The organism is Streptomyces sp. NPDC002520 (assembly GCF_053595235.1).
On record NZ_JBSFXG010000014.1, the window covers coordinates 102595 to 127655 of the forward strand.

Here is a 25061-nt window from a genome sequence, read left to right on the forward strand (position 1 = left end):
GGTTTCCGACGGCCGCTTCCGTGGGAGCGGCTACTTCAGTACGAGCGACGTCCACGCCTTGACCCACTGGTCGCGGTTGGCGGCGATCTTGTCGGGGGCCATCGTCTCGGGGTGCGCGGCGGCCGGCCCGTACTTCGTGAAGTCGGCGGGGACGGCGGCGCCCTTGACCACCGGGTACACGAACATGTTCAGCGGCATGTCCTGCTGGAACTCCTTGGAGACCAGGAAGTCGAGGAACGCCTTGCCGCCCTCGGTGTTCTTCGCGTTGCTCAGCAGCCCGGCGAACTCGACCTGCCGGAAGCAGGTGCCGTTCGACACCCCGGTCGGGGCGGTGCTGGGCCGCTTCTTGGCGTAGATGACCTCGGCGGGCGGGGAGGAGGCGTACGACACCACGAGCGGCCGCTCGCCGCCGGCCTTCTTCCCCTCGGAGGAACCGGAGAACTCCTGGTAGTAGGCCTGCTCCCAGCCGTCGACGACCTTGACACCGTTGGCCTTGAGCTTCTTCCAGTAGCCCTGCCAGCCGGTGTCGCCGTACTGCGCGGCGCTGCCGAGCAGGAAGCCGAGGCCGGGAGAGGAGGTGGCCGCGTTCTCGGTGACGAGGAGGTTCTTGTACGCGGGCTTGGCGAGGTCGGCGAAGGTCTGCGGCGGGGTCAGCTTGTGCTTGCTGAAGTACGCCTTGTCGTAGTTGACGCAGATGTCGCCGTGGTCGACGGGCGTGACGCGGTGCTTGCCCGCGTCGAGCTGGTAGGCGGCGTCGACCGTGTCCAGGCCCTTCGCCTCGTACGGCTGGAAGAGCCCGTTGTCGAGGGCGCGGGACAGCAGGGTGTTGTCGACGCCGAAGAAGACGTCGCCCTGCGGGTTGTCCTTGGTCAGGACGGCCTTGTTGACGGCCTGTCCGGCGTCGCCGTCCTTGAGGACCCGCACCTTGTACCCGGACCGCTTCTCGAAGTCCTTGAGCACGTTCTTGGAGACGGCCCACGAGTCGTGGCTGACGACGGTGACGGTCTTGGAGTCCTTGGGTGACGCGGTGTCCGTCGACCCGCACGCGGACAGCGTGACGAGACCGAGCCCGACGGCCACGGCCACGAACGTCTTGTTGTGCACTGGATGTCCTCCTGGGGTTGGCCAGGAAGAACGCGGCCCCGCCCGGATACCCGGGCTGGGCACGACAGCTTGAGTGATGACCGAACTTCCTACCCAGAATGACCTGGGCGAGGTTCAGAGGGTCTGCGGCCCGATTGCCGCACTCTCAGCGCTGTGGCGCTCCCCTGTCGGAATATGAAGATGTGAGTGACGTAATCGAACCCGGCCAGATTACCGCTCGGTGGCCGCGAGCTGTCCACAGGCCCCGTCGATCTCCTGACCGCGGGTGTCCCGGACGGTCACCGGAACGCCGTGGGCGGCGATGGCCTCCACGAACGCCTTCTCGTCCTCGGGGCGCGAGGCGGTCCACTTGGAGCCGGGAGTCGGGTTCAGCGGAATGAGGTTGACGTGCACGGGCTTGCCCCTGAGCAGCCGCCCGAGCCGGTCACCGCGCCAGGCCTGGTCGTTGATGTCGCGGATGAGCGCGTACTCGATGGAGAGCCGGCGCCCGGACTTCTCCACGTACTCGAACCCGGCGTCCAGCACCTCGCGCACCTTCCACCGCGTGTTCACGGGGACGAGCGTGTCGCGCAGTTCGTCGTCCGGAGCGTGCAGGGAGATGGCGAGCCGGCACTTGAAACCCTCGTCGGCGAACCGGTGGATGGCGGGCACGAGGCCGACCGTCGAGACCGTGATGCCGCGCTGCGAGAGCCCGAGCCCGTCCGGGGCGGGATCGGTGAGCGCGCGGATGGCGCCGACGACCCGCTTGTAGTTGGCGAGCGGCTCGCCCATCCCCATGAAGACGATGTTGGACAGCCGCGCGGGTCCGCCGGGGACCTCGCCGTCCCGCAGCGCCCGCATGCCGTCCACGATCTGGTGGACGATCTCGGCGGTGGACAGGTTCCGGTCCAGACCCGCCTGCCCGGTCGCGCAGAACGGGCAGTTCATCCCACATCCCGCCTGCGAGCTGATGCACATGGTGACCCGGTCCGGGTAGCGCATCAGCACCGACTCGACGAGCGTCCCGTCGAACAGCCGCCACAGCGTCTTGCGGGTCTCCCCCTCGTCGGTCGACAGATGCCGTACGACCGTCATCAGGTCGGGAAGCAGCGCCTCGCGCAGCTTCTCGCGCGAACCGGCCGGGATGTCGGTCCACTGCTCGGGGTCGTGCGCGTATCGCGCGAAGTAGTGCTGCGAGAGCTGCTTGGCGCGGAACGGCTTCTCCCCGATCTCGGCCACCGCGTCCTTGCGCTCGGCGGGCGAGAGGTCGGCGAGGTGCCGCGGCGGCTTCTTGGCTCCGCGCGGGGCGACGAAAGTGAGTTCTCCGGGCTTAGGCATGGCTGTACCAGTGTCTCAGATCCAATTGGGTGACCTGAGGGTGTCGGTCGCCACGACTGTCGTCACTGGTCGTCACTGAGCGACCTCGGACGGCCTGGGGACGGCCCAGCCTGTGAGGTGCCCGAATGAGGTGAACCAGGAGTACATCAGGTGGCCGCCGCTTTCGTCAGCCCGCGCCAGACAGCACTGCCGGACGTGAGCGGCTCGCGCTGCCACGTAGTCTCGTTCTGTCCACACGGCAAGGACGGGGGCGTTCAATCGATGGCGAAGCCGGTACGTGCAGCACTGGGGGAAGTCTGGCTCGAGTGCCTGGTCTGCCATCAAGCTCTACCGAGCGGACAAGTGACGGAGCTGCGCCCTTCGGACGAGGACGGCCACGAGGCGGAGTACGGCCGTCGGACACCAGGTGGATCTTCCTGGCCGGTCCGCCGCGCGACCCATGCCGGCCCCTTGCTTCCTGCCGGCCTCCTACTTCATACCGGCCTCCTGCTTCATGCCAGCCTCTCGTCCTTGACCGCCAGCTCCCGGTCGCCCTGCCGATAGCCCACGGTGCGGATGCCGAGCGCGGCCTTGAGCTGTCGGGCGGGCACGACCTGGGGAGTGGGGGCGGGGGCCCGGCCCGGTTTCGGCAGTGGGTAGGCGGTGGTGGTGGCGGTGTGGAAGGTGATGTTGCCCTCCGTCTTGGTGAACAACTGGTGGACGTGTCCGTTGAGGCAGGTCACCGAGGAGAACCGGCGCAGGAGCGCGATCACCTTCAACGCGTCGTCCGTGCTCCAGCCCCACCGGGGGTACATGGCGAACAGCGGGATGTGGCTGAAGACCACGATGGGGGTGTCCGACGACAGCCCCGCCAGGTCCTTGCGTACGAAGTCGATCTGCTCGGTGCCGAGGTGGCCCAGCTTTTCCAGGCTCAAGGTGTTGACCAGGGCGATGAAGTGCACACCGTGGGTGTCGAAGCTGTACCAGCCGTCGCCGAGCGTGCCCTGGCCGAAGATCTTCCGGTACGCGCGGCCCGCGTCGCCGATGGAGTCGTGCTCGCCGGGCACGGTGAAGACGCGGTCCGTCCGCAGCCTGGTCAACATCTGCCTGACCTGGTCGAACTGGTCCGTCGTGGACAGGTGTGTCAGGTCACCGCTGTGCATGACGAAGTCGGGCCGGAAGCCGAGCGTGTTGACCTGGCCGATCGCTTCGGCGAACGAGCCGGCCACGTCCATGTTCGCCGGCCCGTGGAAGCCGATGTGGCTGTCGGAGACCTGCACGAACCGCAGGGTGCCGGTGTCGTGCGCGGCGGCCTCGGCGACGCTCCCCCGGGAACCGGCGACGTGACTGATCACCTCTCCGCCGGCCACGCTCAGCACCACGGCCCCGCCGAACCATCCCGCGTGCCGCATGAGTTGACGCCGTGTCATGCCGTATTCCCCATCGGGCTGGTCGGCGGCGCCGTCCTGGACGGGATCCTGAGCCTCACGGTACCCGGTCATCGGGTCACCTCCACCTTGGCCGTCATGAAGGGATGAATGGTGCAGAGATATGCGTAGGTGCCCGGCTTGGTGAACCGGTAGCTGTAGGTGGCGTGGGTGGCCAGAGCGGGCGAGTGCATCGGTCCGCCCGCTCCGGTGCTGGTGACGGTGTGGGCGTCGGTGTCCTGGTTGGTCCAGGTCACCGTCGTGCCCGCGGTGACCTTCAGCGTGGCCGGGGAGAACGCGAAGTTCTTGATCGCCACGGCGTCTCCCGTCACCGGCGCGTCGGCCGCGCCCGTCTTCGGCGAGCTCATGGGCATGCTCATGCTGGGCATCGGCGGGGCGCCGGGCGCGGTACTCGCCGCATGCCCCGGCGCCGAGGCACCGGGCATCCCGGCCACCTGACGCTGGCCGGGGCCGGGCGCGATGGCGCCGGCCGCGGGGGAGTGCGGGGACTGGCCGCACGCGCTCAGGAGTCCCAGGGTGGCTGTCGTCACGGCTGCGAGCCCGGCCGCGACGCGTGATCGCCTGCCGAGATGACCAATGTTCGAGTACATGGTGGTGGTTCCTCACCGGTCGGGAAGAGGGGGAAGGTGGGCGGCCGAGCAAGCGCGGCGGGCTGACGCACGCGGGGTCCGCGTGTGACGGCCGCGCGTCCCGCGACGGGCCCGGCGGGGCGGGGGTTCACGTTGCGGCGGCTGTGCGGCGACGCTCGTCGGCGATGTGCCGTGTGTCTCTGTTCTTGTCTGACTTCACGGGCGCAGGCACCGGTCGGTTCGACCGATACGCACCTTTTGCCGACTTTCCTTGCGCCCCCCGAGGCGGAACCCCTCAGCACAGGCACCCCGCCGCACGCGACACGACAAAAGAACGCATATGCGTAACGATCGACTTATGCCATGGAGTGCTCGCAAACGTGGCCGAACAGCCGATACGGATCGCTCCGCGCGCCGTGTCACTGGTGAAGGGACTATTGCGGCCACGGACGAGGAGCTGATCCGCACTCTCTATGCCGAGCACGCGGGTCCCCTCTTCCACTACGCGCTGCGCCTGACGTCAGGAGACCGGCAGTGGGCCGAGGATGTCGTACAGGAGACGCTCTTGAGAGCGTGGCAGCACCCCGCCTCGTTCGAGCCACGGCGCGGTCCTGCCCGGGCCTGGCTGTTCACGGTCGCCCGGCACCTGGTCATCGACGCCCACCGGGCACGGCGCGCCAGGCCGGCGGAGACCGGCGGCGAGGCCCTGGAGCGGCTCGCCGAGCAGACGGTGGGCGAGGACCAGATCGAGCAGGCACTGCAGAGCTGGGCGGTGGCCGACGCCATCCGGACGCTGTCCCCGGACCACCGCGCCGTACTGGTCGAGACGTACTACCGGGGCCGCACCATGGCGGAGGCCGCGGACGTGCTCGGCATCCCGCTCGGCACCGTCAAGTCGCGGACGTACTACGCCCTGCACGCCCTCCGGCTTGCGCTGCAGGAACGGGGCATCGAGCCATGACCGAGGCTTGGAGGAGGTGCCGTCCATGAACACGGACCACGACGCCCTGCGGATGGCGCTGGGAGGGTACGTCCTGGGCGCGCTGTCCCCGGCCGAAACGGAACAGGTGCGCACCCACCTGGCGACATGCGACGCATGCCGGGCGGAGCACGAGCAGCTGGCCGGACTTCCGGCGCTGCTCGCGACGGTCACCGCGGCCGAAGCGGCAGGCCCGGCGGTGCCCGCCGGCCACGAGGATCCGGCCGACCGGTTGGTACGGCGGGCGGCCGAGAGTGTCCAGGGCACACCGCGGGCACCGTCCGACATCTCGACGGCACCCCAGGACCCCGGGACAGGGCTGATCGACAGGTTGCTTCAGCAGGCCGCCGCCAGGCGCCGCAGGACCTGGCGGTTGCAACTGGCCGGCGCGACCGCCTCCCTGCTGCTGGTCGCTGCGGCAGCGGTCGGCGGCACCTGGCTGGCGACCAGCACATTCGTGACAGGTCAGGGCAATCAGCCCGGACCCGTCGCGCCGACTCCGTCGCGCACCTTCTCCGGCAGCGATTCCACCACCGGTGTCACCGCCTCGGTGAAGGTCTTCCCCTCGGCCTGGGGCAGCGTCCTGCAGGTCTCGGCCCATGGCGCCCCGGCCGGCGTGATCTGCCACCTGCAGGCGATCGGGCCCGGCGGGACCAGGGCGGACGCCGCCACCTGGCGGGCCGGCGAGTATCCGGCCGGAACGAGGATTCCAGGGGCGATCCCCTTGGCTCCGGGAGCCATCGAGCACTTCGAGATCATCGCCGGGAACGGACAGAAGCTGGTCACGATCCGGGCGTGAGGTCAGCCGGAACCCGCCACACCGGGCAACCGGGAGCCGCGAGGCAGAGAAGCAGAGAAAACGCGCAAAAGGTGCAAATACCTCGAACCTTATGCCCCTCGTCGTGCGTAGTAATGGGTGAGCGCTCATCACAGGTTCCGGCGTACCGACCGCCTCCGACTTCCCGGCGGTCCCCGTCTTGGTCCAGCCTCCGCACCCACACAGAAGAGCCAGAAGACCATGTATGTGACCGATTCCGAGCGCACCGGCTCACGGCCCTGCTCCCAACGGGCGACGCTGACCCTGCCCGCACGGGAGGCGCATGTGTCCGCCGCGCGCCACTTCACGGCGGATCTGCTGCAGTGCTGGAGCGTTCCCGAGAGCGAGCGTGACTCCGCCGTTCTCATCGTCGACGAACTCACCGCCAACGCCGCCCAGTACGGCCGCGAGCGCATGACGTTGGTACTCGTCCTCGACCACGGCACCCTGTCCATCATGGTCAGTGACTCGGGAACCGCGGTGGAGCGCGCTCCGCACGACGTCGCCCCGGACGAACACGGCCGCGGCACCGGCATCGTCATGCACCTCGCGCAGTCGACGGAGATCCACCAGACGCGCAGTGGCCGGGAAGTCCGCGCCTGCCTCCGGTGCTCGGCATGACCGGCCCCCGGGGGCTGCCGGCTCGACCGGATCGTGACGCCGTCCGGTCCTCGCTCGGGTACGGCAACGGGCCCCGCCCTGTGCTCGGGTGGGGCCCGCGATCCGTGTCGCGCGCGGCGTGGGATCAGCCGCTGCCGACGAAGAGCACCAGCAGAAGCCAGACCACGGGGGCTGTCGGAAGCAGGGAGTCCAGCCGGTCCATGATGCCGCCGTGGCCCGGGAGCAAGGTGCCCATGTCCTTGATGCCCAGGTCCCGCTTGATCATGGACTCGCCGAGGTCGCCCAGGGTGGCGCTGACCGCGACGGCGAGGCCGAGCAGGAGCCCCTGCCACCAGGTGCCGTCGTCGATCAGGAACCGCATGCACAGCGCGCCCGCGACCATCGCGAACAGGACCGCGCCCAGCAGGCCTTCACGGGTCTTGCCGGGGCTGATGCGCGGAGCGAGCTTCTTCCTGCCGAAGCGCCAGCCGACGGCGTAGGCGCCGGTGTCGCTGACGACCGTCAGGAGCAGGAAGGTCAGGACCCGCCAGGGGCCGTCGTCGGCGGTGAGCATCATCGCGACGAACGTGGCGAGGAACGGCACGTAGAACGCGGCGAAGACACCGGCCGTGACGTCCTTGAGGTAGCCCTCCGGCGGTTCCGTCATGCGCCAGACCAGCACCGCGAGGGACGTCAGCGCCATGGCCACCCACGCGCCCTCGGCGCCGCGCACGTACCCGGCGACGACCATCGCCGCTCCGCCCACCGCGAGCGGCACCAGCGGCGCCTTGATGCCCTTGCGCTCCTGCAGCCTGCTGGTCAGCTCCCACAGGCCGACGACCACGGCCACCGCCACCACACCGACGAACACGGCCTTGACGACGAACAGGGACGCGAGGATCACCACACCGAGCCCGACGCCGACCCCTATGGCCGCGCTCAGGTCACGGCCCGCGCTCTTCTTCTGCGGCGCGGGCGCCGGCTGTGGGGCGTCGGGCATGGGCTCCGGATTCTGCGAGGGACTCTGGGTGGGGCTCGGCGTCGGGTTCGGCGTCGGGTTCGGCGTCGGATGCTGCGATGCGTGATGCGTCTGCTCTGCTGCCCGGTACGAGTGCTGGGGGCCGTAGGGCGTCCGGTGCGGCTCGTACGACGTCCACTGCGGCTCGTACGGCGCCTGCTGCGGGACGTGCTGCGTCTCGTCTCGGAACAAGGGGCCGCTCAGCCGAGCGGCCCCCCGGTCCTCGTCCTGGCCGCCGTCGTACTCGGGCACGACGGGCATGGGGCGAGTCTGCTGCGCCTCAGGCGCATCGTATGCGGGACCCGCCGGGGCAGCCCCCTGGGCGGGCCCACCAGCGGTGGGCCCCCAGTATCCGGCCTGCCCCGCCGACGGCGGTGCTCCCCAGGAAGAGTCGCTCATCAGACTTCGAGCAGCTCCGCTTCCTTGTGCTTCAGGAGCTCGTCCACCTGGGCGACGTACTTCGCGGTGGTGTCGTCCAGCTCCTTCTCCGCACGACGGCCCTCGTCCTCGCCGACCTCGCCGTCCTTGATCAGCTTGTCGATGGCGTCCTTGGCCTTGCGGCGCACGGAACGGATGGACACCCGGGAGTCCTCGGCCTTGCCCTTGGCGACCTTGATGTAGTCGCGGCGGCGCTCCTCGGTGAGCTCGGGGAACACCACGCGAATGATGTTGCCGTCGTTGCTCGGGTTGACGCCCAGGTCGGAGTCGCGGATCGCCTGCTCGATGTTGCGCAGCGCGGTCTTGTCGAACGGCGTGACGACGGCCATGCGCGGCTCCGGCACGGAGAACGAAGCCAGCTGGTTGATCGGCGTCGGCGCACCGTAGTAGTCGGCCACGATCTTGTTGAACATCGCCGGGTGCGCACGGCCGGTGCGGATCGCGGCGAAGTCCTCCTTGGCGACCACGACGGCCTTCTCCATCTTCTCCTCGGCCTCGAGGAGGGTCTCTTCGATCACCACTTGCTCCTGCGTGTCTTGAGTAAGGCCCGGCTGCGGTTCCTCGATCGGGCGGCGGCCGGCTGCGTCGCGTCTTCTTCCTGCACGGTTCCCGACCGGCAGGACATTGTCCATCCCCCGGCCTGGGTGCGTCCCGTCCGTCCCCCGGACAGGTGGCGCACCCGCACCCCGGGCGAAGGGGGTATGCCGGTCAGGCCCGGCTGTCCTGGTCACCCACGAGCGTGCCGATCTTCTCACCCTTGACGGCCCGCGCGATATTGCCCTCGGCGAGCAGTTCGAACACGAGGATCGGGAGCTTGTTGTCGCGGCAGAGCGTGATGGCGGTGGCGTCGGCGACCTTGAGGTCGCGGGTGATGACCTCGCCGTAGCCGAGGGCGTCGAACTTGACGGCGTCGGGGTTGGCCTTCGGGTCGGAGTCGTAGACCCCGTCCACGCCGTTCTTGCCCATGAGCAGCGCCTCGGCGTCGATCTCCAGGGCGCGCTGGGCGGCGGTGGTGTCGGTGGAGAAGTACGGCATGCCCATACCGGCGCCGAAGATGACCACGCGGCCCTTCTCCAGGTGGCGCACGGCACGCAGCGGGATGTAGGGCTCGGCGACCTGGCCCATGGTGATGGCGGTCTGCACCCGGCTGTCGATGCCCTCCTTCTCCAGGAAGTCCTGGAGGGCGAGGCAGTTCATGACGGTGCCGAGCATGCCCATGTAGTCGGAGCGCGCCCGGTCCATGCCGCGCTGCTGCAGCTCGGCGCCACGGAAGAAGTTGCCGCCGCCGATGACGACCGCGACCTGGGCACCGTCACGCACGACGGCCGCGATCTCGCGGGCGATCTTGTGCACCACGTCGGGGTCCACGCCGAGGCCCCCGCCACCGGAGAAGGCCTCTCCGGACAGCTTCAACAGAAACCGGCCGTGTACTTTGCCGTCGTCGTTCTTCTGGGCCTTGGTGGTCATGGGGATCCCGCCTCTTTCACGTGTTGCACATACGAAGAAGGCCATTGCCGGTTGGGGTCGCTTTTCGCTCCCATGCGCGGCAATGGCCTCCTCGTCAGATCTGCTGCCGTCCGCCACGTGCCTGGGTGCGGCGGTGTGCGCGGACGGCTGCTGTCGACCCTATCGGGGTCTGGCGTCGATCGCGGTACGGACTCAGATGCCGACCTTGATGCGCGAGAAGCGCTTCAGGGTCACACCGGCCTCGTCCAGAACCTTCTGGACCGACTTCTTGTTGTCCAGCGCGTACGGCTGGCCGAGCAGCGTGGCGTCCTTGTAGAAGCCGTTGACGCGCCCCTCGACGATCTTGGCGATCGCGGCCTCGGGCTTGCCCTCGGCGCGGGTGGTCTCCTCGGCGATGCGGCGCTCGGACTCGACGACGTCGGCCGGCACCTCCTCCTGGGAGAGGTACTTCGGCGCGAAGGCGGCGATGTGCTGGGCGACGCCCTTGGCGACCTCGGCGTTCGGCTTGTCGAGCTCGACGAGGACACCGATCTGCGGGGGCAGGTCGGGCATCGTGCGGTGCATGTAGGCGAGCACGAAGCCGTCGGCGAACTGCGCGAAGCGGTCCAGCACGATCTTCTCGCCCAGGTTGGCGTTGGCCTCGTCCACGAACGCCTGGACCGTCTTGCCGGGCTCGATCTCGGAGGCCAGCAGGGCCTCGATGTCGGCCGGGGAGGTCTTGGCGACGTGCTCGGCGATGGTCTGGGCCACGGCCTGGAACTTCTCGCCCTTGGCGACGAAGTCCGTCTCGCACTTCAGCTCGACGATGACGCCGGAGGAGTTGTCGTCGGCGATGACGGAGACCACGGCGCCGTTCTCGGCGGAGCGGCCCTCGCGCTTGGCGACGCCCTTCTGGCCCTTGATGCGCAGTGCCTCGACGGCCTTCTCGACGTTGCCCTCGGCCTCGTCCAGCGCCTTCTTGCAGTCCATCATGCCGGCGCCGGTGAGCTCACGGAGCTTCTTGACGTCGGCGGCGGTGTAGTTCGCCATGAGTCTGTGAGTCTTTCTCGAAGTCTTGGCAGATCGGAGATCCGCACGGTCAGTGATCCACATGTAGCCACGGATCACGGACACCGTGCCGACCTACGGATGAACAGCGGGGGCGGACTTCACCGCGCCGGAGGCGCTGTCGGATGCGGTACCGCCCCCGCCGTCAACGCTGGCGTCAGGCCTGCTCGCCCTCGGCGGCCGGAGCCTCGGCAGCGGGGGCCTCAGCAGCCGGAACCTCGGCAGCCGGAACCTCGGCGGCCGGAGCCTCGGCGGCGGGGGCCTCGGCAACGGCCTCGGCGGCCGGAGCCTCGTCCTTCTTCTCACCCTCGAGCAGGTCGCGCTCCCACTCGGCGAGCGGCTCGCCCGCGGCCTTCTCGCCCTTGTCGCCGGTGGCGACGCGAGAGCGGGAGATGAGGCCCTCGGCGACGGCGTCGGCGATCACGCGGGTGAGCAGGGTGACGGAGCGGATCGCGTCGTCGTTGCCCGGGATCTTGTAGTCGACCTCGTCGGGGTCACAGTTGGTGTCGAGGATGGCGACGACCGGGATGTTGAGCTTCCGGGCCTCGCCGACCGCGATGTGCTCCTTCTTGGTGTCCACGATCCAGACGGCGCTGGGCACCTTCTGCATCTCGCGGATACCACCGAGGGTCTTCTCCAGCTTGGCCTTCTCGCGCGAGAGCACGAGAAGCTCCTTCTTGGTCAGACCGGACGCGGCGACGTCCTCGAAGTCGATCTGCTCGAGCTCCTTGAGGCGCTGCAGACGCTTGTAGACGGTGGAGAAGTTGGTGAGCATGCCGCCCAGCCAGCGCTGGTTGACGTAGGGCATGCCGACGCGGGTGGCCTGCTCGGCGATGGCCTCCTGCGCCTGCTTCTTCGTGCCGACGAACATGACCGTGCCGCCGTGGGCGACGGTCTCCTTGACGAACTCGTAGGCGCGGTCGATGTACGACAGCGACTGGAGCAGGTCGATGATGTAGATGCCGTTGCGCTCGGTGAAGATGAAGCGCTTCATCTTCGGGTTCCAGCGACGGGTCTGGTGACCGAAGTGGACGCCGCTCTCCAGCAGCTCCCGCATCGTGACGACGGCCATGGCCGTATCTCCTTGAATTTCTCGGTTGTGCCGCGGGTTCCGGACGGATCCCGCGCCTGACGCCCGCGATGCGCCGTGCCACGAAGGACCGAGGGGCGCTGATACGAACCGTCTCCGGATCTCGTATCGGGGCGTGCGAAGTCGACCCGGTGACCCGGATCGCCAGAAGAAGTGTACGGGACCGGCGGGGCACCGGGTGACGCGGCTGTCCACAACCGGTGAGTGGTCCACACTTCCCGGCCATGATCGGCGGGTTGCGGGACGGTTCTCGCATGGGACGAGCGATGCGATCGACGATGCGACGGGTGCCGCGGCGCGTGGGCGTGTGGGCGGGACTGCTTCTGGCCCTGGCCGCGCTCGTACTCATGCCGCCGGCCCGGGCGGACACCGCGCCCGCGTCACCCACACCGGCTCCGGCTCCGCACCCGACCGGGCGAACCCCGGTCCCGGCGGTCGCCCGCGTCTGGCCGGTGGGTGTCCGCCCCGTGGTGCTGCGGGGCTGGGAACCACCGGCGACGGTCTACGGCCCCGGGCACCGCGGCGTGGACCTGGCCGCACCGCCCGGCGCTGCGGTACGGGCGGTGGCGGCCGGCCGGGTGACCTTCGCCGGCCGGGTGGCGGGGCGGGGCGTGGTGTCCGTGGAGCTGGCCGGGACGGACCTCCGGACGACGTACGAACCGGTGAGTCCCTCGGTACGGAAGGGGGATCGGGTGGGGGTGGGCGAGGTGGTGGGCACCGTCGAGGCCACGGGATCGCACTGTCCCCGTACGTGCGTGCACTGGGGCCTGCTCAGAGGCGAGACCTATCTGGACCCGCTGTCCCTGCTCCCACCGTGGCTGCTGTGGAGGGGACCGTCGAGACTGCTGCCGGTGCTGGGAGTGCCCGGGTAGCCGTGGCCGATCCCGCCCGGCCTCAGCCCTTCACACCCCGCAGTGCCATGGCGACGGCCGCGTCCGTGATCGCCGAAGGCTCCTCCGCCGCCCCCAGCTCGATCCGCCGCACCGCCGCGTCCACGACACCCTGGAGAAGCATCGCCGCCAGCCGGGGCTGCCCGTGCCCCATGTCCGCCAGCGCCTCGACGATCATCGCGACGAGTCCTCCGTGCGCGGCCCGGATCTTCTCCCGGGCCCCCGCGTCCAGCTCGCTCGCGGAGATCGCCACGACGGCCCGGTGCCGCCGGTCCCCCACCAGGGCCAGTTGCTGCCGCACGTACGCCTCGATCTTGCCCTCGGCCGAGTCCGCGCCCTCCATCGCCGCCGCGACGTCCGCCGCCCAGAGCGGGAAGTCGACCTCGCACAGTTCCTCGACCACGGCGGCCCGCGACCGGAAGTACTCGTAGACGGAGGACCGCGCGAGCCCCGTGCGTTCGGCCAGCGCGGGGAAGGTCAGCGCCTCCGTCCCGCCCTCGGACAGCAATGACCGGGCCGCGTCCAACAGGGCGGCTCGCTGCATCGACCGGTGCTCGGCCACGGAGGCCGCTCGAATCCTTGGCACGCCGACCACTTTACGGACACCCCACCGCGGAAGGGAGGACTCGGCGCCCTCAGCGGCCGAAGGCGGCCAGCTTGGCCCGGAGCTGGAGCACCGACTTGGTGTGGATCTGGCTGACCCGGCTCTCGGTGACCCCGAGCACGTTGCCGATCTCGGCGAGCGTGAGCCCCTCGTAGTAGTACAGCGTGACCACGGTCTTCTCCCGGTCGGGCAGCGTGTTGATCGCCCGCGCCAGGAAGCGTCGCAGCTCGCGGTCCTCGGCCACCTCCACCGGGTTGTCGGCGGCGGTGTCCTCCAGGGTGTCCATGAGGCTGAGCCGGTCCCCGCCCTCGCCGCCGACGTGCAGCAGTTCCTCGAGGGCGACCACGTTGGCCAGCGACAGCTGGCTGAAGACGGCGTGGAGCTCGTCGACCTCCATGCCCAGTTCGCCGGCGACCTCTCCTTCCGTCGGCGTGCGCCGCAGCCGCGCCTCCAGCGTGGCGTAGGCACGCTCGACGTTGCGCGCCTTCTGCCGCACCGACCGGGGAATCCAGTCCAGCGCCCGCAGCTCGTCGATCATGGCGCCCCGGATCCGGGTGATCGCGTACGTCTCGAACTTGATCTCCCGGTCGATGTCGAACTTCTCGATCGCGTCGATCAGCCCGAACACCCCGGAGGACACGAAGTCGGCCTGCTCCACGTTGGGCGGCAGACCGACGCTCACCCGTCCGGCCACGTATTTGACCAGCGGCGAGTAGTGCAGGATCAGCTGCTCCCGCAGCCGGTCGTCCCCCGTGGCCTTGTACGACCGCCACAGTTCGTCGAGCGTCGAGGGAGCGGGCGGCCGCATGCTGCCACCGTCGCGGGCGGCTGGGGGGATCGCCGCCCGGTCGGACCCGGAGGTGTGCTGGGGCATTCGTCGCCTTGTGCCGTTCTGCCGTGAAGTGCCGTGAAGTGCTCTGAAGTGCTGCGGTGCGGTGCGAAGTGAAAGGAACTGAAAGGTCGTGGGGCGAAGTGGGCCACCTGGGGGAGCTGTCGGTCCGATGTCGAGTTGGAGCGGTCTGCGCCCGAACCTTCGTGAGCGTAGCGTGACTGAGGAGTCGCGGTGTGCGAACAACGAGGCTCCACCCGCGCGCGGGGCGCGTCCGCCGGTCGCGCCATCGCACTCCGCGTCTCGCTCTGTGTGACCGCGAAAGGGTGCCAACTCCGGGAAAACCCAAGGGCGTAGGGCGTTCCCCCGGACGGCCGAACACGCTCGGTCAGCAACGGCCGCGCCCCTGCCGGACCGACGTCAGGGCCTGGCGTGTCAACTTCCAGCCATCGCCGTGTCGTTCGACGTAACCAAGCGCTCGAAGCTCGTACAGCCTCGCGATCGCCTCGTCCCGGGTGGTCCGCGCGTCGGCGGCGATGTCCTCGGCGGGGGCCGCACGGTCGCCGGGCAGGGCGGCGAGGACGGTTCGGGCCGCCGGTTCCAGCAGATCCCGTGGGAGGACGGGGCCGCGCCGGGGCGGGGCCAGCTCACCGATGTCACCCACGAGCTCGACGACCTCCGCGGCGTCGGTGACGAGGACCGCCTCGCCGCGCAGCAGTTCGTGCACGCCGGTGGACAGGCCGCTGGTGACGGGGCCGGGCACGCCCATGGTGAACCTGCCCAGGCGCTGGGCGGCCCGCGCGGTGACCAGGGAACCGCTGCGGCACGCGGCCTCCACGACGACGGTGCCCACGGTGAGCGCCGCGATCACTCTGTTGCGCAGGATGAACCGGCTCGGAGTCGGATGGTCGCCCGGCGGCAACTCGCCCACCACCAGCCCCTGTTCCGCGATCCTGCTGATCAGCGCGGTGTGGCCGCGCGGGTAGGGGCGGTCGACGCCGCAGGCCAGGACGGCGACGGTGGCTCCGCCGACGGCGAGGGCGCCGCGGTGGGCGGCCCCGTCGATCCCGTACGCGCCCCCGGACACGACGACCCAGCCCCGCTCGGCCAGACCCGCGGAGAGGGAGGCGGCGGTATGGGCGCCGTACTCGGTGCAGGCGCGTGCTCCGACGACGGCCACGGACCTGAGCGCCCACATCCGCAGACTGGGCACCCCGCGGACCCACAGCCCGATGGGCCGCCCGTCCCCCAGGTCGTCGAGCTGTCCCGGCCACTCCGCGTCCCCCGGGCACACGAACCTCATCCCCGCGGCGCGCGCCACCTCCAGATCCCGCTCCGGCTCGGCCCGCCCGGCCCGCGCCACCAGCCCTCCCCACCGGGTCCCGCTCACGCCCGGCAGCACATCCCCTCCCTCGCGCAACCGCCGCACCACCTCCCGCACCCCGAACTCCCTCAACCACCGCCCCCCGACCTCGTCCCCGGGCTCCATCACCCGGGCGAGGAACACCCGCCCGAGCAGCTCGCCGTCCGGATCGGCTCCGGCGGTCACGTCATGGCCCCGATGGCCATGGGGACGCCTCGCGGCACTCCGGTGCGCAGTTGCAGAGCGAGGCAGACGTCGGTGGCGTCCGGACGGTCGTGGCCGACGAGGTCCGCCACCGTCCAGGCCACACGGAGCACCCGGTCGATGCCGCGAGCCGTGAGCACACCCCGTTCCAGATTCCGTTCGGCCTCGTCCATCGCGCCCGCGACGGCGTGGAAACGGCTGCGCAGTTCCCGGCCGGGCACCTCGCTGTTGGTACGCCACGGGGTTGTGGCCAGGCGGGCCGCCGACCGTTCCCTTGCTGCTCGCACCCGGTCGGCCACGGTCGCGGTGGACTCGCCCCCGGCGCCGGGGTCGGCGAGCTGGGCGCGGGTGACCGGGTCCACCTCGACGCGCAGGTCGACCCGGTCCAGCAGCGGACCGGACAGCCGGGCCTGGTAGCGGCGGATCGCCGACGGCGGACAGTCGCACAGGGAGTCGCGCAGCGAGAAGCGTCCGCAGGGGCAGGGGTTGGCCGCCAGCACCATCAGGAACCTCGCCGGGAACCTGACCACGCCCGCGCTGCGCGCGATCACGACGTGTCCCGACTCCAGGGGCTGGCGCAGGGCGTCAAGGGTCTGGCTGTGGAACTCGGGAGCCTCGTCGAGGAAGAGCACCCCGCGGTGGGCCAGCGCCACGGCACCGGGCCGGGCGACGCCCGGACCACCGCCCACCAGCGACTGCATGGTCGCCGAGTGGTGCGGGGCGCAGTAGGGCGCGACGTCGATGAGCGGCTTACCCGGGGGCAGCAGCCCCGCCACCGAGTGCACGGCGGTGACTTCCAGCGACTCCTCGCGGGTGAGCCGGGGAAGCACGGCGGGAAGCCGCTCCGCGAGCATGGTCTTGCCGGCACCCGGCGGCCCCTCCAGGAACAGGTGATGTCCACCGGCGGCGGCCACCTCCACCGCCGTGCGCGCCGAGGACTGACCCACCACGTCGGCCAGGTCCTGCCCCTGCTCGTACTGCGCCGCGCCGCCGCTGTACATCCCGGTGGCCGCGCCGGCGCCGGGTACGCGCAGACCGGCCAGGAGGGGGTCCGGGCGTCCGTGGTCGTCCGGTTCCTCCTCGGGCACGGGTTCTTCGGCCAGGATCGCGATCAGCTGCCGCAGGCTGCGGATGCCGAGCACGGACACACCGGGGACCAGCGAGGCCTCGGCAGCGGAGCACTCCGGTACGACCACCTGCTCGTAACCGGCGTCGGCGGCGGCCAGCACGGCGGGCAGGATGCCGCGGACCGGTCGCACCCGGCCGTCCAGGCCGAGTTCGCCGATCATGACGATGTCCGCGAGGTCCCTGGGGTCGATCCGCTCCGCGGCGCCGAGTACCGCGCAGGCCACGGCCAGGTCGAAACCCGAGCCGGCCTTGGGCACGGAGGCCGGGCTGAGTCCGACGGTGAGCTTCTTCTGCGGCCACTCGGCGCCGGAGTTCACCACCGCCGCCCGAACCCTGTCCCTGCTCTCCGTCAGGCTCTTGTCCGGGAGGCCCACCAGGGTGAAGGCGGCCACGCCCGGTTCCAGGTCGGCCTGGACCTCGACGACCACGCCCTCGACGCCGACGAGGGCCACGGAGCATGTGCGGGCGAATGCCATGTCAGGCCACCCCCCGCGCGTGCTCGACGACGGGGGCGCCGCGGCGGGGCAGGAGGACGCCGACGAGGTCGATGCGGACGCCTCCGGGCGGGGCTCCTCCGTGGGTCTGGATCCAGCGTTCGGCCAGGCTCAGCAGGCGCTGGGCCTTCTCCGGGGTGACGGCGGCCATCGGGTGCTGATAGCCGCCGCCCCTGCGCGTCTTCACCTCGCAGACGACCAGCGTGCTGCCGTCCAGGGCCACGATGTCGATCTCGCCGGACCGCCCGCAGCGCCAGTTGCGCCGCAGGATCGTCATGCCCGTCCCGGTCAGCCGCCGGGCTGCCAGATCCTCGCCGTACCTGCCGAGTCCACTGCGTGCCTTGCTCATGTCGGCACCACCTCCGGCGCCAACCGTCACGCATCACACCAAAGGAAGTGGATCTTGGTGAGTTACCCGGAGGTTGTGGAAAAGTCCGTCACCCGCCCGGAAGCTCCAGGTCGCTCTTGTTCAGCTCCTCGATGTTCACGTCCTTGAACGTGAGGACGCGAACCTGCTTGACGAAGCGAGCCGGTCGGTACATGTCCCAGACCCAGGCGTCCGCCATGGACACCTCGAAGAACACCTCACCCTGGACCGAGTGCACCTGCATCTCGTAGTCGTTCGTGAGATAGAAACGCCGCTCGGTCTCGATCACGTACTTGAACAGACCGACGACGTCTCGGTACTCCCGGTAGAGCTTCAGCTCCATCTCGGTCTCGTACTTCTCGAGGTCCTCGGCGCTCATGGCATGTTCCCCTTCAGCCGTGCGATCCCACCATTGTGCGCCAGTCCGACGAGCTCTCAGACGATTTCCGTGTCAAGCGTCATGGGTCTGGCCGGGGGACCTTCGTCGAGCAGCGTGCGCAGCAGCCCGGCGAGTCTGGTCGGATACACCGTCTCATGTGACCGGGTCAGTTCCTCACACGTCCACCAACGTGCTCCGGCGACACTGCGCCGCTCCAGCTCCGTCAGGCCCAGGGCCACGGTGGCCGTCTGGGTCGTACGGGCCAGGTAGTACCACTCGTCCTGGTCCCAGCGTCGCCCCGCGAACGGGAAGGAGCACCGCCGGCGCCACAGCACGGGACCGAGTTCGACGTCGGTGATCCCGGTCTCCTCGGCCAGTTCCCGCAGCGCGGCCTCCTCGTGGGTCTCGGAGCCCTCCAGACCGCCGCCGGGGGTGAACCACCAGTCGTCGGCCCGGTCGTCGGGCTCGTGGCCGTGCAGGAGCAGGATGCGGTCCTCGGGGTCGAGCAGGATCACCCGGGCCACCTTGCGCGGACCGCCCTGAAAGGTGTGCTGCTCGGTGTCCTCGCCCGGCCCCGTGGTCCCGGCGGGAATCTCAGCGGGCACCGGCGGGCTCCGGACGGGCCTTCGCACGGGAGCGGCCCATGCGCGCCGCGATCGGGCCGTACGCGCCTCCGGCGAGGACCAGGACGGCACCGGCGACGATCATCAGCTCGATGGTCCGCACCGGGCCGGGCTGGGAGAGGGCACCCAGGGTCTCGAAGCCGGTGGGGCGCTTGAGCAGGCCCTTCATGGGCCAGACGACGGAGTCGACCCGCGCGGAGACGGCATTGCGGGAGACGGTGCCGCTGGCGGCGTCGGTGAGGTGGGCCGTGGAGTCCAGGGAGCCCTGGCGCTCGTCGCCGAGGAGGAAGAGGCGGCCCTTGGGGACGGTCACGGTCGGAAAGTCCGTGATCTCGGCCAGGGTGCCCTTGGGCAGGTACGGCTCGTCGATCTGCTTGCCGTTGACGGTCAGCTTGCCGTCGGTGCAGCAGGAGACCTTGTCGCCGCCGACCGCGACGACCCGCTTGACCACGTTGGCGTTGCTGATCCAGTTCTTGTCCTTGAAGACGACCACGTCGCCGCGCCGGACCTCGCTGCCGTCGATCTGCTGGGCGAGCACACGGTCGCCGACGTCGATCGTCGGGGTCATCGAGCTGGTGGGCACGGTGTACGGCCGGTAGGCCAGCGCTCCCCAGACGAAACCTCCGAGGAACAGCAGCAGACCCAGTGCGACGGCCACCCCGGACAGCCGCTGTCCGAGCCGGCCGCCGCCCGCCTGTGCCGTGCCTGTGCCCGCGTTGTGCGGGGCCGTACGCGTCGTGCTCTCGCCGCTCATGGACCCGCACCCTACCCGGCGGTACCGAGCGGGTGCAGCCCCCTCTTTCGCGGCCTTGACCGCCGCTTACCGCTTGTTGGTCTCCAGGCCGCCCGCCCGCCTGCGCCGCCACACCGCCACCGGCAGCACCGCGGCCACCACGATGCCCTGCGGTGCCACCGTGAGGGACCGGGCCGCGGACGCCTGCTGGCCGAGACCGGGCTGGTCGAAGGTGTCCGGCACGGGCAGGGTGCCCCAGCGGTTGATCGGCCAGGCCTTGACGATCGCGCGGCCGACGACCTCGTTCACGGGGACCATGCCGTGGTTCTTGTCGGCCTGGTTGTAGCGGGAGTCGCGGGAGTTCTGGCGGTGGTCGCCCATCACCCAGATGAAGCCCTTGGGCACCTTCACCTTGAACTGGCCGCCCTGGTCGTCCTGGCTGCAGGGGGTGTTGCCGGGGTAGACGTACGGCTCGTTCAGCGCGTGACCGTTGACCAGCAGCGGGCCGGTGTTCTTGCACTCGACGGTGTCGCCGCCGACCCCGATGACCCGCTTGATCAGGTCCTTCTCCTCGGCGGACGGCATCAGGCCGATCCAGCTGAGGACCTTCTGCACGGCGTTCGGGTTGGGCGCGGGCTCGCCCGCCAGCCAGTTGTCCGGGTCGTGGAAGACGACGACCTCGCCGCGGTCGGGCTCGGAGCCGAACCACGGGGTGAGCTTGTCGACCAGGACCCGGTCACCCTGCTGGAGGGTGTTCTGCATCGAGTCCGACGGGATCGAGAACGCCTGCACGAGGAAGGTCTTGATCAGCAGCGCCAGGACGAGCGCGATGCCGATCAGGATCGGCAGCTCCTTCCAGAAGGAGCGCGGCTTCCTCGGCTGAGGCGCGGCCGCTCGCGTGCCCACGCCGTCGCCTCCGTCAGTCCCGCCGGTCCCGGGCCGCGGCTCGTCCGGCGTCCCGTCGCCGGCCGCCGCGAAGCCGTTCCCCGAGTTCACGGCGCCGTCCGCAGCGGGGCCGCTCGCGTCCACAGGGTGCCCGCGGTCCTCCTCGCCGTCGTGTCCCGACCGTGCGCCAACCGCCACATCCCCCACGCCAACTCCTCACTCTGTGCCGCCGCCTGCCCCATAGCCGGTGCAGGCTCACCACTCCCATAACGAGCGGGAGTTCCGCAGGGGTCGGGAGCTTGGTCATTGCGTTCGGACCGTCGGGGGCAACCCTATGCGACAGCGCGGGGCCCGCCGTCGCCCCCGACACGGAGTCGGCAACGCTTGCGAAGGTTTTAGGTTCCCCGAGGCGCGTCCAGTGGCCGATGGGCCAGCCGATGACCATGGCCCGGCCCACCACCGAGTCCTCGGACACGGTTCCCCCGTACGGGGTGTTCTGGTGGAAGCGGGAGTCCGCTGAGTCACCCCGGTGATCGCCCATCACCCAAAGGCGCCCCTGGGGGACGGTGATGTCAAAGGGCTGCACGGAGGGCGCGTCCCCCGGGTAGATGTAGTCGCCCTCGGTCAGCGGCACGCCGTTGACCGTGATCCGTCCCTGCGCGTCGCAGCACTTCACATGGTCGCCGCCGACCCCGATGACCCGTTTGATCAGGTCTTTCTCGTTGTCGGAGGGAAGCAGGCCGATGAAGGTGAGGCCTTCCTTGAACTGCTTGACGACGACGGGGTCGTTCTTCTTGGCGGTCTGCTCGTCGGCGAGCCAGCCGCCCGGGTCGTGGAAGACGACGACGTCCCCGCGCTGCGGCTTGGAGCCGAACCACGGGGTGAGCTTGTCGACCAGGACACGGTCGCCGATCCGGATCGTCTGCTCCATGGAGCCGGACGGGATCACGAACGCCTGGACGAGGAAGGTCTTCAGCACGAGCGCTATGAGGACAGCGACACCGACCAGAAGGGGAATCTCCCGAACGGCTGAACGCCTGCGCTTGCGCTTGACCTTGCGCTGGAGTTTGCGCCGCTCGGCGCGCGTGCGGCCGCCGGCCTGCGTGGAGGTGCGCCGGGAGCCGGTGGGCAGCAGGTTGTCCGCGGGCGAGCTGGACACCCCGCGCGGTTTGCCGCGGTTACCCATGCGCACCCGCCCCCGCAGGCCGCTGCGCGTCGGCCGCCGGCACGCGCGCGTAGGCGGCGGGACGCCGCAGGTGCGTCCAGTGGCTGTACGGCCAGGCGATCCAGTCTGCGCGGCCGATGACGCGGCCGACGGGGATCATGCCGCCGCCGGGCGAGCCGAGGTGGTCGCGCGAGTCGCTGGAGTCGCCGCGGTGGTCACCGAGGAGGAAGAGCCGGCCCTCGGGCACGACGACGTCGAAGGGCACGGTGGACGGGGTGTCCCCGGGGTACAGGAACGCCGTCTCGTCGACCGACCGGCCGTTCACCTCGAGCCTCCCGTTCTTGTCGCAGCAGACGACGTGGTCGCCGCCCACTCCGACAACGCGTTTGATGTAGTCGGCGTCCCCGAAATACCCGGATCCGTCGAAGACAACCACGTCACCGCGGCGCGGCCGGCCGCCGAAACCGTATGCCAACTTGTTTACGAGAACGCGGTCCCCGATCCTCAATCCCTGTTCCATCGATCCGCTCGGGATCTGGAACGGCCGCACCACGAACGTGTTGAGGAGCAGCAGGAAGACCAGGCAGGCGAAGACGGTGAGGGTGATCAGGCCGCCCGGCAGCCAGTCGGCGATCCGTGCCACCAACGCGAAACGCGACCGGCCCTCCGGCCCCGGAGTTCCGGGGTGGGAGGAGCGGTCGCGTTCCGTCGGCTGCGCTTCGGTGTCCATCGGGGCCAGATGCTATCCGCCCCCGCTGTGCCACCACGTTTCCCGGGTCACCCCCGGGAAGACGCTCAGTTCTCGCGCTTCTCCTTGATCTTCGCGGCCTTGCCGCGCAGCTCACGGAGGTAGTACAGCTTGGCGCGGCGCACGTCACCACGGGTGACCAGCTCGATCTTCTCGACGATCGGGGTGTGCACCGGGAAGGTGCGCTCGACGCCGACGGAGAACGAGACCTTGCGGACCGTGAAGGTCTCGCGGACACCAGAGCCCTGGCGACGGATCACAACGCCCTTGAACTGCTGCACACGGGAGCGGTTGCCCTCGATGACGCGGACGTGGACGTTGACGGTGTCACCCGGACGGAAGGCCGGGATGTCGCTGCGCAGCGACGCGGCGTCGACGGTGTCGAGCACGTGAGACATTTCGTCTGCTTTCCTCGCTGATGCCACAGGTCATCAACGGAAACTAGGTGTACAAGAGGTCTGCCGTGCGGGTCGGGGCGGGCGTCGTGTCCCCCTGCGGCAGGGGCGCACGCCGGACGGGCGCACAACAGCGGCCTATTCTTCCACGGCCTCGGTTCTGCGCCAAAATCGGCCGTACGGTTCGCCCTCCGGGTCCGGGGACCAGCCCAGGATGGAGAGCATCTCGCGGTCCTTCTTGTCGAAGGCCGTGGGCTCGCAGCGTTCGATCAGGTCGGGCCGGTGGGCCGTGGTACGCCTGAGGGCCTCGTCGCGGCGCCAGCGGGCGATCTTGCCGTGGTGGCCGCTGAGCAGCACCTCGGGGATGTCCCGGCCGCGCCAGACCGGCGGCTTGGTGTAGACGGGGCCTTCCAGGAGGCTCGCCATCGCGCCGGGCGCGAAGGAGTCGTCCCGGTGGGACTCGGCGTTGCCAAGGACGCCGGGCAGCAGCCGGGCGACGGCCTCGGTGATGACGAGGACGGCCGCTTCGCCGCCGGCGAGGACGTAGTCGCCGATGGAGACCTCGTAGACCGGGATCCGGGTGGCGTACTCGTCCATCACCCGGCGGTCGATGCCCTCGTAGCGGGCGGGCGTGAAGATCAGCCAGGGACGCTCGGAGAGTTCGACGGCGAGTTCCTGGGTGAAGGGCCGGCCGCTGGGGGTGGGGACGATCAGAGCGGGCGCGTGGGAGCCCGTCTCGTAGCCGTCGGCGAGGACCGAGTCCAGGGCATCGCCCCAGGGCTCGGTCTTCATGACCATGCCGGGGCCGCCGCCGTAGGGCGTGTCGTCGACCGTGTTGTGCCGGTCGTACGTCCAGGACCGCAGGTCGTGCAGGTGGACGTCGAGCTGCCCACGCGCGCGTGCCTTGCCGACGAGGGAGACGTTCAGCGGCTCGAGGTACTCGGGGAAGATCGTGACGACGTCGAGGCGCATCAGGACTCTTCCTCCTCCGCGTCCCGGGTGGAGACGATCTCGGCGCGGTCGTCGATCAGGCCTGGCGGGGGTGCGATGACCGCCCTCTGCTCCTCCAGGTCGATCTCGGTGACGATCTCCTCCACGAAGGGGATCAGCACCTCGCTGCCGTCGGGGCGCTCGACGATGAACAGGTCCTGGGAGGGCAGGTGCGAGATCTCGGTGATCCGGCCGACCTCCGTCCCGTCCTCGGTGACCACGTCGAGGTCGATCAGCTGGTGGTCGTAGTACTCGTCCTCGCCCTCGGGGAGTTCCTCGGGGTCGATCTCGGCGATCAGCAGGACGTTGCGCAGGGCCTCGGCGCCGCTGCGGTCGCCGACGCCCTCGAAGCGCAGGAGGAGGCGGCCGCTGTGCACGCGGCCGGTGGCGATGGTGAGCGGCCCGGCGGAGGCCGGGTCGGTGGTCAGGACGGCGCCGGGAGCGAGCCGCAGCTCCGGCTCGTCGGTACGTACCTCGACGGTGACCTCGCCCTTGATGCCATGGGCACGGCCGATCCGCGCGACTACCAACTGCACGAGTACAGATCTCCTGTCATACGACTGCGGGCCGGGGACGGCCCAGTGGCCCTCCCCGGCCCGAGCCGGTTGCGATGAAGCGTCAGCGGACGTGGTCCACGTCGACGAGGTCGACACGGACACCGCGGCCGCCGATGGCGCCCACGACGGTGCGCAGGGCGCGTGCGGTGCGGCCGTTGCGGCCGATCACCTTGCCGAGGTCGTCGGGGTGGACCCGGACCTCCAGCACGCGCCCGCGGCGCAGGTCGCGCGAGGCGACCTGCACATCGTCAGGGTTGTCGACGATGCCCTTCACGAGGTGCTCAAGCGCCTCTTCGAGCATGCTGCTCAGGCCTCGGTCGACTCAGCCGCAGAGGACTCAGCGGCCGCCTCGTCCTTCTTCTCAGCCTTCTTCTTCTGGGTGATCGCCTCACCCTTGCCCTCGTCGTCACCGCCGAGAGCCTCGAACGACGGACGCACGGCCTTCGGCTCGGCGACGAGCAGCGGCGCGGGAGCCGGCTCGCCCTTGAACTTCTGCCAGTCGCCCGTCTTCTTCAGGATGGCGAGAACCGGCTCGGTCGGCTGCGCGCCGACACCCAGCCAGTAGGCGACGCGCTCGGCGTCCACCTCCATGACCGACGGGTTGTAGGTCGGGTGGTACTTGCCGATCTCCTCGATGGCCCGGCCGTCACGGCGGGTACGGGAGTCGGCGACGACGATGCGGTAGTGAGGCGAACGGATCTTGCCCAGACGCTTCAGCTTGATCTTGACTGCCACGGGAGTGGAATCTCCTGGTTTTGACGTGGTTGGGCACGGCGAGCTGCCGCGTGGGGTTGCGGTACCCGAGTGCCCGATGGACGCGTCAGCCGGAGGAGA

Annotated in this window: 29 protein-coding genes; 4 read left to right on the forward strand and 25 right to left on the reverse strand. The window is 70.0% G+C overall.

Going from position 1 to position 25061, the window contains the following annotated elements; all coding sequences use genetic code 11:
* Positions 1–30: 30 nt before the first annotated feature.
* The 4 genes from ACWD5D_RS21105 to ACWD5D_RS21120 form a co-directional block, all read right to left on the reverse strand.
* Positions 31–1104 carry a thiamine ABC transporter substrate-binding protein gene (locus ACWD5D_RS21105; RefSeq protein ID WP_451374262.1) on the reverse strand — a complete coding sequence of 358 codons (1074 nt, stop codon included), beginning with the start codon at positions 1102–1104 and terminating at the stop codon, positions 31–33.
* 210 nt (positions 1105–1314) lie between these two features.
* Entirely contained in the window at positions 1315–2421 is a 1107-nt protein-coding gene (gene rlmN / locus ACWD5D_RS21110) for a 23S rRNA (adenine(2503)-C(2))-methyltransferase RlmN (RefSeq protein ID WP_451374263.1), read from the reverse strand.
* A 491-nt stretch (positions 2422–2912) separates the two neighbouring features.
* Entirely contained in the window at positions 2913–3902 is a 990-nt protein-coding gene (locus tag ACWD5D_RS21115) for a metallophosphoesterase family protein (RefSeq protein WP_451374264.1), read from the reverse strand.
* Entirely contained in the window at positions 3899–4438 is a 540-nt protein-coding gene (locus ACWD5D_RS21120; protein ID WP_451374265.1) for a cupredoxin domain-containing protein, read from the reverse strand. Before ACWD5D_RS21120 ends, ACWD5D_RS21115 begins: the two co-directional genes overlap by 4 nt.
* 337 nt (positions 4439–4775) lie before the next feature.
* Here ACWD5D_RS21120 and ACWD5D_RS21125 point away from each other — a divergent pair, with 337 nt between their 5' ends.
* The 3 genes from ACWD5D_RS21125 to ACWD5D_RS21135 all read left to right on the forward strand — a co-directional run bounded on the left by ACWD5D_RS21125 (position 4776) and on the right by ACWD5D_RS21135 (position 6834).
* Positions 4776–5378, forward strand: a complete 603-nt coding sequence (locus tag ACWD5D_RS21125) for a sigma-70 family RNA polymerase sigma factor (protein ID WP_451374344.1) — start codon at positions 4776–4778, stop codon at positions 5376–5378.
* A gap of 25 nt (positions 5379–5403) precedes the next feature.
* Positions 5404–6195 carry an anti-sigma factor family protein gene (locus tag ACWD5D_RS21130; RefSeq protein ID WP_451374266.1) on the forward strand — a complete coding sequence of 264 codons (792 nt, stop codon included), beginning with the start codon at positions 5404–5406 and terminating at the stop codon, positions 6193–6195.
* A 225-nt stretch (positions 6196–6420) separates the two neighbouring features.
* Positions 6421–6834 carry an ATP-binding protein gene (locus ACWD5D_RS21135; protein ID WP_451374267.1) on the forward strand — a complete coding sequence of 138 codons (414 nt, stop codon included), beginning with the start codon at positions 6421–6423 and terminating at the stop codon, positions 6832–6834.
* A gap of 124 nt (positions 6835–6958) precedes the next feature.
* Here ACWD5D_RS21135 and ACWD5D_RS21140 read toward each other — a convergent pair whose 3' ends face one another.
* The 5 genes from ACWD5D_RS21140 to rpsB form a co-directional block, all read right to left on the reverse strand.
* Positions 6959–8230 (reverse strand): phosphatidate cytidylyltransferase, encoded by a 1272-nt coding sequence (locus ACWD5D_RS21140; protein WP_451374268.1) that lies wholly within the window; start codon positions 8228–8230, stop codon positions 6959–6961.
* Positions 8230–8787 (reverse strand): ribosome recycling factor, encoded by a 558-nt coding sequence (frr, locus tag ACWD5D_RS21145; protein ID WP_132889831.1) that lies wholly within the window; start codon positions 8785–8787, stop codon positions 8230–8232. Before frr ends, ACWD5D_RS21140 begins: the two co-directional genes overlap by 1 nt.
* Positions 8788–8977: 190 nt before the next feature.
* Positions 8978–9736 (reverse strand): UMP kinase, encoded by a 759-nt coding sequence (gene pyrH / locus ACWD5D_RS21150; protein ID WP_451374269.1) that lies wholly within the window; start codon positions 9734–9736, stop codon positions 8978–8980.
* A 192-nt stretch (positions 9737–9928) separates the two neighbouring features.
* Positions 9929–10765 carry a translation elongation factor Ts gene (gene tsf / locus ACWD5D_RS21155; RefSeq protein ID WP_451374270.1) on the reverse strand — a complete coding sequence of 279 codons (837 nt, stop codon included), beginning with the start codon at positions 10763–10765 and terminating at the stop codon, positions 9929–9931.
* Positions 10766–10940: 175 nt separating this feature from the next.
* Positions 10941–11855, reverse strand: coding sequence for a 30S ribosomal protein S2 (gene rpsB, locus ACWD5D_RS21160; protein ID WP_451374271.1), 915 nt, complete (start codon positions 11853–11855; stop codon positions 10941–10943).
* 296 nt (positions 11856–12151) lie between these two features.
* Between rpsB and ACWD5D_RS21165 the strand changes: the two genes are divergently transcribed.
* Positions 12152–12745, forward strand: a complete 594-nt coding sequence (locus ACWD5D_RS21165; RefSeq protein WP_451374345.1) for a peptidoglycan DD-metalloendopeptidase family protein — start codon at positions 12152–12154, stop codon at positions 12743–12745.
* 22 nt (positions 12746–12767) lie between these two features.
* On the opposite strand, the gene ACWD5D_RS21170 is transcribed toward ACWD5D_RS21165, so the two are convergent.
* From ACWD5D_RS21170 to rpsP, 16 genes are all read right to left on the reverse strand, one after another.
* On the reverse strand, positions 12768–13325 hold the full coding sequence (locus ACWD5D_RS21170) for a TetR/AcrR family transcriptional regulator (protein ID WP_451374346.1): 558 nt from the start codon (positions 13323–13325) through the stop codon (positions 12768–12770).
* 73 nt (positions 13326–13398) lie between these two features.
* Positions 13399–14241 (reverse strand): RNA polymerase sigma factor WhiG, encoded by an 843-nt coding sequence (whiG, locus tag ACWD5D_RS21175; protein WP_451374272.1) that lies wholly within the window; start codon positions 14239–14241, stop codon positions 13399–13401.
* Between the two features lie 343 nt (positions 14242–14584).
* Positions 14585–15685, reverse strand: coding sequence for a DNA-processing protein DprA (dprA, locus tag ACWD5D_RS21180; protein ID WP_451374347.1), 1101 nt, complete (start codon positions 15683–15685; stop codon positions 14585–14587).
* A gap of 56 nt (positions 15686–15741) precedes the next feature.
* Positions 15742–17367 carry a YifB family Mg chelatase-like AAA ATPase gene (locus ACWD5D_RS21185; RefSeq protein ID WP_451374273.1) on the reverse strand — a complete coding sequence of 542 codons (1626 nt, stop codon included), beginning with the start codon at positions 17365–17367 and terminating at the stop codon, positions 15742–15744.
* 1 nt (position 17368) lies between these two features.
* Entirely contained in the window at positions 17369–17734 is a 366-nt protein-coding gene (locus ACWD5D_RS21190) for a YraN family protein (protein ID WP_451374274.1), read from the reverse strand.
* An 88-nt stretch (positions 17735–17822) separates the two neighbouring features.
* Positions 17823–18131, reverse strand: a complete 309-nt coding sequence (locus ACWD5D_RS21195) for a DUF2469 domain-containing protein (protein WP_003965949.1) — start codon at positions 18129–18131, stop codon at positions 17823–17825.
* Positions 18132–18187: 56 nt separating this feature from the next.
* Positions 18188–18724 (reverse strand): NUDIX hydrolase, encoded by a 537-nt coding sequence (locus tag ACWD5D_RS21200; RefSeq protein ID WP_451374348.1) that lies wholly within the window; start codon positions 18722–18724, stop codon positions 18188–18190.
* 1 nt (position 18725) lies between these two features.
* Complete coding sequence (gene lepB, locus ACWD5D_RS21205; RefSeq protein ID WP_451374275.1) at positions 18726–19508, reverse strand: signal peptidase I; 783 nt, start codon at positions 19506–19508, stop codon at positions 18726–18728.
* A gap of 66 nt (positions 19509–19574) precedes the next feature.
* Positions 19575–20516, reverse strand: coding sequence for a signal peptidase I (gene lepB / locus ACWD5D_RS21210; protein ID WP_451374276.1), 942 nt, complete (start codon positions 20514–20516; stop codon positions 19575–19577).
* Positions 20407–21558 carry a signal peptidase I gene (gene lepB, locus ACWD5D_RS21215; RefSeq protein WP_451374277.1) on the reverse strand — a complete coding sequence of 384 codons (1152 nt, stop codon included), beginning with the start codon at positions 21556–21558 and terminating at the stop codon, positions 20407–20409. The genes lepB (ACWD5D_RS21210) and lepB (ACWD5D_RS21215) overlap by 110 nt, the downstream gene beginning before the upstream one ends.
* The gene (gene lepB / locus ACWD5D_RS21220) at positions 21551–22267 is read right to left on the reverse strand and encodes a signal peptidase I (RefSeq protein WP_451374278.1); all 717 of its coding nucleotides are present in this window, start codon (positions 22265–22267) and stop codon (positions 21551–21553) included. Before lepB (ACWD5D_RS21220) ends, lepB (ACWD5D_RS21215) begins: the two co-directional genes overlap by 8 nt.
* Positions 22268–22332: 65 nt before the next feature.
* The gene (gene rplS / locus ACWD5D_RS21225; protein WP_451374279.1) at positions 22333–22683 is read right to left on the reverse strand and encodes a 50S ribosomal protein L19; all 351 of its coding nucleotides are present in this window, start codon (positions 22681–22683) and stop codon (positions 22333–22335) included.
* 135 nt (positions 22684–22818) lie between these two features.
* Complete coding sequence (gene trmD / locus ACWD5D_RS21230; protein WP_451374280.1) at positions 22819–23652, reverse strand: tRNA (guanosine(37)-N1)-methyltransferase TrmD; 834 nt, start codon at positions 23650–23652, stop codon at positions 22819–22821.
* Entirely contained in the window at positions 23652–24206 is a 555-nt protein-coding gene (gene rimM / locus ACWD5D_RS21235) for a ribosome maturation factor RimM (RefSeq protein ID WP_451374281.1), read from the reverse strand. Before rimM ends, trmD begins: the two co-directional genes overlap by 1 nt.
* 82 nt (positions 24207–24288) lie before the next feature.
* On the reverse strand, positions 24289–24528 hold the full coding sequence (locus ACWD5D_RS21240) for an RNA-binding protein (protein ID WP_005479813.1): 240 nt from the start codon (positions 24526–24528) through the stop codon (positions 24289–24291).
* Between the two features lie 5 nt (positions 24529–24533).
* Entirely contained in the window at positions 24534–24962 is a 429-nt protein-coding gene (gene rpsP, locus ACWD5D_RS21245) for a 30S ribosomal protein S16 (protein ID WP_451374282.1), read from the reverse strand.
* Positions 24963–25061 lie beyond the last annotated feature (99 nt).

Bases quoted from the DNA above. Each gene is read 5' to 3' on its own strand.
- rlmN (WP_451374263.1), bottom strand. From the start codon at position 2,421: ATGCCTAAGCCCGGAGAACTCACTTTCGTCGCCCCGCGCGGAGCCAAG.
- ACWD5D_RS21130 (WP_451374266.1), top strand. From the start codon at position 5,404: ATGAACACGGACCACGACGCCCTGCGGATGGCGCTGGGAGGGTACGTC.
- ACWD5D_RS21195 (WP_003965949.1), bottom strand. From the start codon at position 18,131: ATGAGCGCCGAGGACCTCGAGAAGTACGAGACCGAGATGGAGCTGAAG.
- ACWD5D_RS21125 (WP_451374344.1), top strand. From the start codon at position 4,776: ATGCCATGGAGTGCTCGCAAACGTGGCCGAACAGCCGATACGGATCGC.
- ACWD5D_RS21140 (WP_451374268.1), bottom strand. From the start codon at position 8,230: ATGAGCGACTCTTCCTGGGGAGCACCGCCGTCGGCGGGGCAGGCCGGA.
- rpsB (WP_451374271.1), bottom strand. From the start codon at position 11,855: ATGGCCGTCGTCACGATGCGGGAGCTGCTGGAGAGCGGCGTCCACTTC.
- lepB (WP_451374275.1), bottom strand. From the start codon at position 19,508: ATGAGCGGCGAGAGCACGACGCGTACGGCCCCGCACAACGCGGGCACA.
- lepB (WP_451374278.1), bottom strand. From the start codon at position 22,267: ATGGACACCGAAGCGCAGCCGACGGAACGCGACCGCTCCTCCCACCCC.
- dprA (WP_451374347.1), bottom strand. From the start codon at position 15,685: ATGGAGCCCGGGGACGAGGTCGGGGGGCGGTGGTTGAGGGAGTTCGGG.
- lepB (WP_451374277.1), bottom strand. From the start codon at position 21,558: ATGGGTAACCGCGGCAAACCGCGCGGGGTGTCCAGCTCGCCCGCGGAC.
- ACWD5D_RS21240 (WP_005479813.1), bottom strand. From the start codon at position 24,528: ATGCTCGAAGAGGCGCTTGAGCACCTCGTGAAGGGCATCGTCGACAAC.
- whiG (WP_451374272.1), bottom strand. From the start codon at position 14,241: ATGCCCCAGCACACCTCCGGGTCCGACCGGGCGGCGATCCCCCCAGCC.
- tsf (WP_451374270.1), bottom strand. From the start codon at position 10,765: ATGGCGAACTACACCGCCGCCGACGTCAAGAAGCTCCGTGAGCTCACC.
- ACWD5D_RS21185 (WP_451374273.1), bottom strand. From the start codon at position 17,367: ATGGCATTCGCCCGCACATGCTCCGTGGCCCTCGTCGGCGTCGAGGGC.
- rplS (WP_451374279.1), bottom strand. From the start codon at position 22,683: ATGTCTCACGTGCTCGACACCGTCGACGCCGCGTCGCTGCGCAGCGAC.
- ACWD5D_RS21165 (WP_451374345.1), top strand. From the start codon at position 12,152: ATGCGACGGGTGCCGCGGCGCGTGGGCGTGTGGGCGGGACTGCTTCTG.
- pyrH (WP_451374269.1), bottom strand. From the start codon at position 9,736: ATGACCACCAAGGCCCAGAAGAACGACGACGGCAAAGTACACGGCCGG.
- ACWD5D_RS21190 (WP_451374274.1), bottom strand. From the start codon at position 17,734: ATGAGCAAGGCACGCAGTGGACTCGGCAGGTACGGCGAGGATCTGGCA.
- ACWD5D_RS21115 (WP_451374264.1), bottom strand. From the start codon at position 3,902: ATGACCGGGTACCGTGAGGCTCAGGATCCCGTCCAGGACGGCGCCGCC.
- trmD (WP_451374280.1), bottom strand. From the start codon at position 23,652: ATGCGCCTCGACGTCGTCACGATCTTCCCCGAGTACCTCGAGCCGCTG.
- ACWD5D_RS21120 (WP_451374265.1), bottom strand. From the start codon at position 4,438: ATGTACTCGAACATTGGTCATCTCGGCAGGCGATCACGCGTCGCGGCC.